The sequence below is a fragment of the Psychromonas aquatilis genome, from assembly GCF_038155185.1.
In the GTDB taxonomy this organism is placed as follows: domain Bacteria; phylum Pseudomonadota; class Gammaproteobacteria; order Enterobacterales; family Psychromonadaceae; genus Psychromonas; species Psychromonas aquatilis.
In genome coordinates, this window is the sequence record NZ_JBAKAZ010000041.1 from 18,011 (window position 1) to 28,865 (window position 10,855).

General features: G+C 38.3%; 8 protein-coding genes. All 8 read right to left on the reverse strand.

Annotated elements, in window-relative coordinates:
• Nucleotides 1–3 precede the first annotated feature (3 nt).
• Nucleotides 4–1,866 carry a protein translocase subunit SecD gene (secD, locus tag V6256_RS10925; RefSeq protein WP_341598246.1) on the reverse strand — a complete coding sequence of 621 codons (1,863 nt, stop codon included), beginning with the start codon at nt 1,864–1,866 and terminating at the stop codon, nt 4–6.
• 99 nt (nt 1,867–1,965) lie between these two features.
• The gene (gene yajC / locus V6256_RS10930) at nt 1,966–2,307 is read right to left on the reverse strand and encodes a preprotein translocase subunit YajC (RefSeq protein WP_341598247.1); all 342 of its coding nucleotides are present in this window, start codon (nt 2,305–2,307) and stop codon (nt 1,966–1,968) included.
• 50 nt (nt 2,308–2,357) lie between these two features.
• The gene (gene tgt, locus V6256_RS10935; RefSeq protein ID WP_341598248.1) at nt 2,358–3,482 is read right to left on the reverse strand and encodes a tRNA guanosine(34) transglycosylase Tgt; all 1,125 of its coding nucleotides are present in this window, start codon (nt 3,480–3,482) and stop codon (nt 2,358–2,360) included.
• Nucleotides 3,483–3,583: 101 nt separating this feature from the next.
• The gene (gene queA, locus V6256_RS10940; protein ID WP_341598249.1) at nt 3,584–4,633 is read right to left on the reverse strand and encodes a tRNA preQ1(34) S-adenosylmethionine ribosyltransferase-isomerase QueA; all 1,050 of its coding nucleotides are present in this window, start codon (nt 4,631–4,633) and stop codon (nt 3,584–3,586) included.
• A gap of 133 nt (nt 4,634–4,766) precedes the next feature.
• Nucleotides 4,767–5,474 (reverse strand): phosphate signaling complex protein PhoU, encoded by a 708-nt coding sequence (gene phoU / locus V6256_RS10945; RefSeq protein WP_341598250.1) that lies wholly within the window; start codon nt 5,472–5,474, stop codon nt 4,767–4,769.
• Nucleotides 5,475–5,487: 13 nt separating this feature from the next.
• Complete coding sequence (gene pstB, locus V6256_RS10950) at nt 5,488–6,300, reverse strand: phosphate ABC transporter ATP-binding protein PstB (protein ID WP_341598251.1); 813 nt, start codon at nt 6,298–6,300, stop codon at nt 5,488–5,490.
• A 63-nt stretch (nt 6,301–6,363) separates the two neighbouring features.
• Nucleotides 6,364–8,025, reverse strand: coding sequence for a phosphate ABC transporter permease PstA (gene pstA / locus V6256_RS10955; protein ID WP_341598253.1), 1,662 nt, complete (start codon nt 8,023–8,025; stop codon nt 6,364–6,366).
• Nucleotides 8,026–8,038: 13 nt separating this feature from the next.
• Nucleotides 8,039–10,264, reverse strand: coding sequence for an ABC transporter permease subunit (locus V6256_RS10960; RefSeq protein ID WP_341598252.1), 2,226 nt, complete (start codon nt 10,262–10,264; stop codon nt 8,039–8,041).
• Between the last annotated feature and the right edge of the window lie 591 nt (nt 10,265–10,855).

Genomic DNA, 10,855 nt, shown 5'->3' on the forward strand with positions numbered 1-10,855 from the left:
TGCTTAGATTGAAAGTTTTTTAATGTCATTACGTCCACCCCACAGTGCATTTACAATCGCACGTGTTCCAAAGATAGAAGTAAACATTGAAGTTAAGATACCGATAGCCAGTGTGACAGCAAAACCTTTAACCGGACCAGTACCCACAGCAAATAGAATAACCGCTGTAATAAAGGTTGTAATATTTGCATCAGCAATCGTAGAGAATGCGTTTGAATAACCTTCGTTAATCGCACGTTGAATGGATTTACCCTCTTTCAACTCTTCACGAATACGCTCAAATATCAATACATTCGCATCAACGGCCATACCAATAGTTAATACAATACCGGCGATACCAGGTAAGGTTAGTGTTGCCCCTGGGATCATTGACATTAAACCAACAATCATAACGATATTGAAAACTAACGCAGTATTAGCAACAGCACCAAATTTACGGTAATAGATGAACATAAAGATAACCACAGCCAATAGACCATAGATCATCGCTTTCATACCGTTATCGATATTCTGTTGACCCAAGCTTGGACCAATTGTGCGCTCTTCAACAATTTGAATCGGTGCTGTTAATGCACCCGCACGAAGTAATATCGCTAAATTATGCGCTTCAGCAGTGTTATCTAAGCCAGTAATACGGAAACTACGACCAAGTTGCGCTTGGATAGTCGCCACATTAGCTACTTCAATACGTTTTTCAGTAGCGGCTTTACCGTTGGCTTTCTTCTTGCCCGTTGGTAAATATTCGATAAACAAGGTTGCCATTGGTTTACCGATATTATCTTTTGTAAAGCGCGACATTAAACTGCCACCTTTAGAATCAAGATCAATATTTACTTGCGCGCCACCATATTCGCCAGCACTAGATTGTGCATCGACAATGTGGTTACCCGCTAAAATAATCTTTTTCTTAATAACAACAGGGTTACCATTACGCTCTTTATAAACGACAGAAGACGCTGGAACACGACCTGCTAATGCATCAGAGATATCAGTGTCTGTATCAACAGCATGGAACTCTAAGGTTGCCGTAGCACCTAAAATCTCTTTTGCACGTGCTGTATCTTGAATACCAGGTAATTCAACTACAATACGATCTACGCCTTGACGTTGCACCAATGGTTCAGCAACACCCAATTCGTTAACACGATTACGTAAAATACCTAAATTTTGCTCTAGCGCATCGCTTTTTGCTTTTTGTAATTGTTCATCAGTCATGCTTACTGTTAAGTAAAACATGTCATTTTCTTGTTTTTCAGCAAATGCATAACCAGGATTAAGTGGTTTTAGATAATCAACGGCACTATCCAGTACTTCCTGTGAAGTAAAGCGGACAATTACACCCGTCTCAGAGTTGTCTTTTTCAACGCCACGGTAACGTATTTTTTGCTCACGCAAGTCAGCACGTAAGTCTTGTACAAGTTGATCTTGTTCTTTACTAATGGCTTCATCCATATCCACTTCCATTAAGAAGTGAACACCACCACGTAAATCAAGACCTAATTTTAATGGGCTACCACCAATCGCTTCTAACCAGCTTGGTGTTGAAGGCGCTAAATTTAAAGCCGCTACAAAACCATCGCCGATTGCTGCACTGATATTTTCACGTGCTAATAATTGATCTTCACTTGATTTTAATCGAATTAAAATTTGGTCATCTTCTAAAACGGTTGATTTAGGCGTAATGTTTGCTTTTGATAGGATATCTTCTACTTTACCTAAAGTAGATAATTCAACTTTTGCACCACGCGTTGCAGATACCTGCACGGCGGGATCTTCACCATATAAGTTTGGGGCAGCATAAAGTAGGGTAAATAAAACGATAAACCCTAGTAGTAAATACTTCCAAAGAGGATATTTATTTAACACGATAATGTCCTTTATTAAACGCTAAAGGTAGTGGGTGTTTCTGCCAATAAAAGCAGAATAACGATATTAAAAAGGCAGGAGAACCTGCCTTTTTATTGTTTAGATTGATTTAAGCGTACCTTTAGGTAGTACTGCCGTAATAAAATCTCTTTTAATTACGATAGTGTTCGCTTCATTTAATTCAATTTGAACATATTCGTTTTCAGCGCTGATTTTAACCACTTTACCGATTAAACCACCCGATGTAAGCACTTCATCATTTTTAGAGATGCTTTCCATTAGGTTTTTATGTTCTTTAGTACGACGTGCTTGCGGACGGTAGATCATGAAATAAAAGATAGCTGCAAATACAACTAACATAATAATCATTTGTGTTGGACCACCTTCTGCTGCTGCTGCGCCTTCTGCTGCTGCATGTGCTTGAGAGATAAATAAACTCATTTTCCTTCCTTTGTTGTTTAAAAAATAACCTAGATATTACTGTTTTGTAATCAATTATTTAGAATCGGTTTTTCTTTTCCAATTCGCTTGTAAAATGTATCCACAAACTCATCTAATGTACCTGCAGAAATGGCATCACGCAAACCTTTCATCAAACGTTGGTAATAACGTAAGTTATGGATCGTGTTTAAACGTGCTCCTAGGATTTCTCCACATTTGTCAAGATGATATAAGTATGCTCGACTATAATTTTTACATGTATAACAATCACACTCTGCATCTAATGGACTATTATCTTCACGATGTTTAGCATTACGAATTTTCACTACACCATCAGTTGTAAATAAATGTCCATTTCTAGCATTACGTGTTGGCATTACACAGTCAAACATATCAACACCACGGCGTACACCCTCAACGAGATCTTCAGGTTTACCCACTCCCATTAAATAACGCGGCTTGTCTTCTGCAATTTTAGGTGCAATATATTCAAGAATGCGATGCATATCTTCTTTAGGCTCGCCAACGGCTAAACCACCAATAGCATAACCATCAAAGCCAATTTTAGTGAGACCTTCTAATGACACGTCACGTAGGTGCTCATAACAACCACCTTGTATGATACCAAAAAGTGCATTTGGATTTTGTTGTTCATCAAAACGTTTACGACTACGTTCAGCCCAACGTAAAGAAAGTTGCATTGACACTTCAGCTTCTTTTTCAGTTGCTGGGTAAGCAGTACATTCATCAAATATCATTACGATATCTGAACCAAGATCATATTGGATATCCATTGACACTTCTGGAGACAAAAAGACTTTATCGCCGTTAACAGGGCTATTAAAGTACACGCCCTCTTCTTTAATTTTACGCATTTTGCCTAAACTAAAGACTTGGAAACCGCCTGAGTCAGTCAGTATTGGCCCTTTCCAATTCATAAAGTCGTGTAAATCACCGTGCTGACGAATCACTTTTTGTCCTGGGCGTAACCAAAGGTGAAAAGTATTACCCAGTAGAATTTCAGCGCCCGTTGCATCAACTTCTTCCGGTGTCATTCCCTTTACAGTGCCATAGGTACCAACTGGCATAAAGGCTGGTGTTTCAACAGTGCCTCTATCAAATGTCAAACGGCCACGACGAGCTCGGCCATCAGTTGTAATTAATTCATATTTCATGGTTTTCCTTATCAGATAAACAGTCTGATTTATTATATATTTTATTTTTGATTGTTATTTCAGCACCGACGTCATGCAACGCACTTTAGTCGGTGATTTTATCACGTATTGGTTTTTTTAGTTAAAAACATAGCATCGCCATAACTAAAAAAACGGTATTTTTGCTGAATTGCAGTTTGGTAAGCCTTATCAATATTTTCTTTACCGCTAAAGGCACTCACTAACATTAATAAAGTTGATTCAGATAAATGGAAGTTAGTCACCATCGCATCCACTAATTGAAATTCATAACCTGGGTAAATAAAGATACTTGTTTCAGAGAAAAAAGGTTCTAGTGGCAGCCCTTTCGCTAAACTAACACTTGCAGCGCTTTCGATGGAACGAACAGAGGTTGTACCCACAGCAATAACACGTCCACCACGTGCTCTGGTCGCCATGATTTTGTCAACGACTTCCTGTGATACTTCTGCATATTCACTGTGCATTTGATGATCGTGTATATCATCTACTTTAACTGGCTGAAAGGTACCTGCTCCAACATGTAAAGTTACAAATGCAAAGTCCGCTCCTTTAGCTGAGATCGCATCCAATACCGCTTGGTCAAAATGCAAACCTGCCGTTGGTGCTGCAACAGCTCCTGGCTTTTTGTTATAAACCGTTTGATAACGTTCTTTGTCCGCATCTTCATCGGGTCTATCGATATAAGGCGGTAATGGCATATGACCAATACGCTCTAGGACTTGTAATACTGTTTCCTGACCATCAACCTTAATTTCAAATAAAGGCCCTTGGCGCTGTACCATAGTGGCATTAACATCATCACCCAGTACTAATGGGCAGCCTGGTTTAGGCGACTTAGAACTACGCACGTGCGCTAAAAATGATTGCTCGTCTAAAACACGTTCAACAAGCACTTCAATCTTACCGCCAGTCTCTTTTGTACCAAATAAACGGGCAGGTATTACACGTGTATCATTAAAAATAAGTAAGTCATTTTCGTCTATTAACGAAACAATATCAGTAAAGTTTAGATGGTTTAACTCGCCAGTATTACCTGTTAATGTTAATAATCGGCTACCCGTTCGGTTAGGCATTGGATAACGGGCAATCAATTCTTCAGGAAGATCAAAAGAAAAATCTGCAACTTTCATGTAACGGTTCCGCTTAAAAAAAACAGCAGTATACCTGATGCACCATAGGCTGCAAAGGTTTGTCATAAAAATGAAAAAAGCACAGTTGCATAAAAACAGCTGTGCTCTAAATAAATATTAATAAGACGAGAAACTAGTCTTCAATTAATGAGTTTAATTCTTCATCTGTTGCATGACGCACGTCTATTCCTTTTACAAGGTAAACAATTTGCTCACAAATGTTCTGACATCTATCACCAATACGTTCAATAGCACGAGCAGACGCTAATACGTTTAATACAAACGGTACTGAACGTGGATCTTCCATCATAAAAGTCATCAGCTCACGTAAAATGCTTTCATATTGACGATTCACTTTTTTATCTTGCTTGTGGATCTCAATAGCATTATTCATATCTAAACGTGTAAAAGCATCTAGGCAATCATGCAGCATTTTTAAAACAATCTGCCCCATATTTTCCAAGCCAATCATTGGCGGGACTTTTTTACCGTGATTTTCAATGGTCATTTTTGCAATATCAGTAACTCGGTCACCGATGCGCTCTAATTCCGTGATTGTTTTCATAATGGTTAAAATTAAACGTAAATCACTGGCTGCAGGCTGACGTTTTGCGATGATACGAGAACAATCTTGATCAACAAGCAATTCAAAGTCATTCACTTCGGTATCTTTGATAATAACTTTACGCGCCAGCTCAATATCATTTTCACACATTGCTTTCAGTGCATTACCAAGTTGCTGTTCAATCAGCCCACCCATCTGCATAACTTGGTTACGCACACTTTCAATTTCAGCATTAAACTGCCCTGAAATATGACGGCTTAAGTTAGTATTTTCCATTTTATTTCCTTATTTAACCGTAACGGCCAGTAATGTAATCTTCAGTTTGTTTCTTTTGTGGGGCTGTGAATAATGTATTTGTATCTGCATATTCAATCAGTTTACCCATATACATAAATGCAGTTTGATCAGACACACGTGCAGCCTGTTGCATATTATGAGTCACGATAACAACTGTAAACTTCTCTTTTAATTGAGTAATCAATTCCTCAACCGTTAATGTTGAAATCGGATCCAATGCCGATGTCGGTTCATCTAGTAATAAAACCTCTGGGCCAATTGCGATTGCACGCGCAATAACAAGACGTTGTTGCTGACCACCAGAAAGACCAAATGCATTGTCATGTAATCTATCTTTAACTTCATTCCATAATGCGGCACCACGTAGTGATGTCTCACATATTTCATCTAGCGTACGACGGTCGTTAATCCCTTGTAAACGTAGGCCATATACAACATTTTCATAAATCGATTTTGGGAATGGATTTGGACGCTGAAACACCATACCGATACGTCGACGTAATGAAGCTACATCTACTGATTTATCATAGATATTGGTACCTTGTAATTCAATTTTTCCATCCACACGACAAATATCTACTAAGTCATTCATACGGTTAATACAACGTAATAGTGTTGATTTACCACAACCAGACGGTCCGATAAAGGCCGTTACTTTGCCTTTTGGTATTTTCATTGACACATCAAAAAGTGCTTGTTTTTGGCCATAGTACAAATCCAAGTTTTTCACTTCTAACGCAGTATCTTCAGGTGTTAAGTTATTTAGTTCGTCGCTTTTTGCGTTTAATTTTGCTAAATCTATCATTGTATTTCCTACTATTTATTCACGCACTGTGCAGTGCGTGGAATTATAATTTGTTAAAGGTTGTTAGTGTTCCAATGCTCTGTATTTCTCGCGTAAACTATTACGAATACCAATTGCAGCTAAATTCAAGCCGATGATAACCGTCACTAGTAAGAACGACGTCGCATACACTAATGGACGAGCTGCCTCTACATTTGGGCTTTGGAAGCCAACATCATAAATATGGAAACCAAGGTGCATAAATTTTCTATCTAAGTGTAAGAACGGGAAGTTCCCATCAACAGGTAATGTTGGTGCTACTTTTACCACCCCTACTAACATCAATGGTGCTACTTCACCCGCTGCACGTGCTACAGCTAAGATAAGTCCTGTCATAATTGCTGGACTCGCCATCGGGATAACAATGCGCCATAAAGTTTCTGACTTAGTTGCGCCTAGTGCTAATGACCCCTCACGTAATGTACTTGGAATACGTGTTAAACCTTCTTCTGTTGATACAATAACTACTGGCAAGGTTAATATTGCTAATGTTAATGCAGACCACATTACTCCTGGTGCTCCAAATGTAGGAGAAGGTAACGCTTCAGGGAAAAACAACTGATCGATACTGCCACCAACAATGTAAACAAAGAACCCTAAACCAAATACACCATAAACAATTGATGGTACACCAGATAAGTTAATTACGGCGATACGTATAAATTTAGTAATTGAGTTCTTGCCAGCGTATTCATGTAAGTAAATTGCCGCAATCACACCAAATGGCGTTACGATTACCGCCATTAACATCACCATAAACACAGTACCAAAGATAGCTGGGAACACCCCACCTTCCGTATTCGCTTCACGAGGATCATCACTAATAAACTTATAAAGCTGATGGAACCAGTGCCCAACTTTTTGCAGTAGATTCATATTGTTTGGTTGATAAAAGTCTAAAATATCAGCCATTGACATGGTCACTAATTTACCTGACATATCTTTAACAACTAGGCTGTCACGTTTCGCTTGGTCACGATATCCAAACAATTCATTTTCTAACCCTAGGTACTCGTCACGCAATGCTTTACGCTGTGCATCAAATTCAGCTATTTTTTGATCCGTTAACTCGCCATCTAACTCTAAACCACGTTGCTTTAAACGAATTCGATCTAAATCATTATTAATACGACCGATAGGACCTGTTGCTAAATCATGCTCTTTATCACGTAAATCAAGCGCTCGATCAAGACGTTTATGGAACTCTTCGAACAATGCTTCTTTATCAAGATTTAGTGTTTTATCTCCCTCTTTTAATGAGTCAAGGTAGCCATAAAAATTACCGTCTTTTTCTCTTTCAAACACAACAATATTATCAGCAATATTACGGTCTTTAATATAGGTTTCTAAAACCCAGATAAAGTCCAAATCAACAAATTCACGATTACCAATTTTAAGTAGAAAACGATCTAATGAATCAGCTTCATCTTCTAACCCGGTAATGCCACCGTCAATTAATTGTTGTTTTAAAATATGCTCTGAGTCATAGACTTCACCGATCAGTGAAGATTGCTCTCCTTGCTCATTTTGTATTGCAAATTCATACACAGGAGCAGGCCAAAAGAAACTAAGCCCTCTCCATCCGATTAATAAAAATAGCCCAATTACTGCTATTAAACTGACACTCACCGCACCACCTGTCATCCAAATCCAAGGTGTGCCTGATTTAAACCATTTACCCATAATAACTAACTCCTATTTATAGGCTTGAATATTTTTCACGTAGACGCTGACGAACAAACTCAGCAAGCGTGTTGAAGAAGAAGGTAAAGATAAACAACACAAACGCAGCAAGGAACAATACGCGATAGTGTGAACTACCCACCTCAGACTCAGGCATCTCAACAGCAATGTTCGCTGATAATGAGCGCATTCCTTCAAAGATATTCCAATCCATAATAGGTGTATTACCTGTCGCCATTAGTACAATCATTGTTTCACCAACAGCACGCCCCATTCCCATCATGACAGCAGAGAAAATACCTGGGCTGGCGGTTAAAATAACAACCTTAACCATTGTCTGCCAACGCGTCGCGCCTAATGCAAGTGAGCCCATTGTTAAGCTTTTAGGTACACTGAAAATAGCATCTTCAGCAATCGAGAATATAGTCGGGATAATGGCAAAGCCCATCGCAATACCAACAATTAAAGAGTTACGTTGGTCAAAATCAATCCCTAATTCATTGGTTAAATAAACACGGGTATTACCATCAAATAGCCATAACTCCAACGTTTCACTAAAGGCGATAGAGAAATAACCAGCTGCTAATAAAATAGGTAGCAAGATTAATGGTAAAACACCTTCATTGACTTTATCCGCCATTGATTTAGGTAAGTTTGTCCAAATAACCGCTGCCACTAATATTGAAAGAGGCAAGGTAATCAACAGTAAAATAATACCTGGTAGTTGATTTTCAACGATCGGTGCTAACCACAACCCCGCTAAGAACCCTAAGATAACCGTAGGTAACGCTTCCATAATTTCAACGGTTGGCTTGATATACCCTCTAATACTAGGCGCCATGAAATAAGCAGTGTAAATCGCAGCAGAAATGGCGATTGGAACAGCAAATAGCATTGCATAGAATGCCGCTTTAATTGTACCGAATGAGATAGGCACTAAACTCATTTTAGCTTCAAAATCATCACTCGCAGAAGTAGACTGCCAAACATATTGCGGCTCAGGGTACCCTTCGTACCAAACCTCTTGCCATAAAGCAGACCAAGTAATTTCTGGGTGTTCATTATCAACATGGAACAATTTAATTTGGTCACTATCAGCAATTAATACTGAATTTGCTCGTGGTGAGACAGCAGCCACTAAACTATCAGTATTTGTTACTTTTTCCGTTAATAGTTCAGCATGACCAGTTGCATGGTAGAACGAAATCTCGCCATTTTTCGTCGTAGTAATAAAACCTTTACGGAAGTATTCAGAAACGATACTTGTCACTGCTTGAGGTGCTTCAAAATCACGGATAAAAGTAAACTCGCGTTTATTATCACTCAATACTTCAAACCATTGAGTAATCACACCATTATCGTTTGCCACTAATATTGAGCTCGCGCCGGTTAATAATTGAATCGACATCACATTAGCGCCTTCAGCGTTAATTTTAAATGCTGACGAAATTCTAATATCATCGGTATCAGACACATCATAAACTAATAAATCATTGCCACTGCGCACAAATAACTTACGTAAGTTTGGTGTTAATAATAATTGGTCAACTTTGTGTGGGAATGACGGCAGTTCAAATGACTCTTTCGTCCAGTTAACTTCATCTGTCATGAAATTAACTTCCGCTGTTAATAATAAGTAAAGCCCTTTTTCATCTTCTTGAACCGCTGCGATCGCCGCATTTTCTTCGTTCATTTCAAATGCTAAATTTGTTATCGCTTGACCATTATCAGAAACCACAAAATTTTCTTCACCCAAAGGAAAGTCAACTTCAGGTGTAATCAATCTTGTATCGTTAGGATATGACGTTGCAAAGTCTGGCTTAACAATTTTCACGTCACCATGCTGATTGGTTAACGCAAAAATGCCATTTGCAGGCATTGTTTTACTTATTCTTTGTACATCATCAAAGGCTTTATATTGGAGAAGCGATTTACCTAAGTCTCTATCACGTAATGAATAAAAACTAAGTAGTCCTTGTTCATCCATTTGGTAAGCAACTTCATTTTGCTCATCAATCCCTAATGCAAAAATTGCGCTAGTATCTTGGCGTTTAAAAGAGGTGCTTTCTTCCATACTAACCGGTGCAAAAATCGGAAAAACAACATACAAAAGATACCCAAAAATTAATAACAAAGTGACTAGCACTAATGAGCCACCACTTGTTACTCCGTATTTAACTAACTTGTCCTTGACTACTCGCTTTTTATTCGCTCGTAGGTTGGACGCCATGTCACGTTCCATTTACTATCTCCAACATAATTAATGGCGAAGATTATAGGGGTATTATGTGACAGTTATATTACAGCAAAGCGTGAATACTTAGATATACCACAGCATGGCATATAGCGGCAAAAAACCTATTTAAAAACAGTGACTTGAAAAATATAGAAAGAAAAATAAAAATGTAATAATAAAGGCTTAAAATATCGGGCTGTCACATTACTGAAAGCTTATAAATCGATAAATATGACGCGTATATAAGGTCAGTTATTTAATAAAAAAGTAATGTAGTACTTTTATGTAAAAGAAAGTTAACGCGGTAAATTTTATCTCGCCTATAAAAAGCCAATAGCTTGGATAGGGTCTCTTTTGTTACATGGTTAAGTAGTAGAGTGAAGGTTATACCAATCTGTAAAAATAACTAGTCAGTTTCAACCAATCCCTAAAGCGCATACTTTTCACCCTTCGAGGAGTCAGTTTAGTAGGTGCAATGAATAAAAGAATGACTTCTCTAGTTACTTTTTAGCATTTTTCTTCGATGATTTTTGTTTTCGAACTCGGGGCGGTGGCTTCAGCCTCCCTTGTAGATGCAGTTAATAAAACAAAGCACTT

What these genes read in the sequence shown, in the direction of transcription:
- pstB (WP_341598251.1), bottom strand. Translation starts at nt 6,300, where the DNA reads ATGATAGATTTAGCAAAATTAAACGCAAAAAGCGACGAACTAAATAAC.
- queA (WP_341598249.1), bottom strand. Translation starts at nt 4,633, where the DNA reads ATGAAAGTTGCAGATTTTTCTTTTGATCTTCCTGAAGAATTGATTGCC.
- phoU (WP_341598250.1), bottom strand. Translation starts at nt 5,474, where the DNA reads ATGGAAAATACTAACTTAAGCCGTCATATTTCAGGGCAGTTTAATGCT.
- tgt (WP_341598248.1), bottom strand. Translation starts at nt 3,482, where the DNA reads ATGAAATATGAATTAATTACAACTGATGGCCGAGCTCGTCGTGGCCGT.
- yajC (WP_341598247.1), bottom strand. Translation starts at nt 2,307, where the DNA reads ATGAGTTTATTTATCTCTCAAGCACATGCAGCAGCAGAAGGCGCAGCA.
- V6256_RS10960 (WP_341598252.1), bottom strand. Translation starts at nt 10,264, where the DNA reads ATGGAACGTGACATGGCGTCCAACCTACGAGCGAATAAAAAGCGAGTA.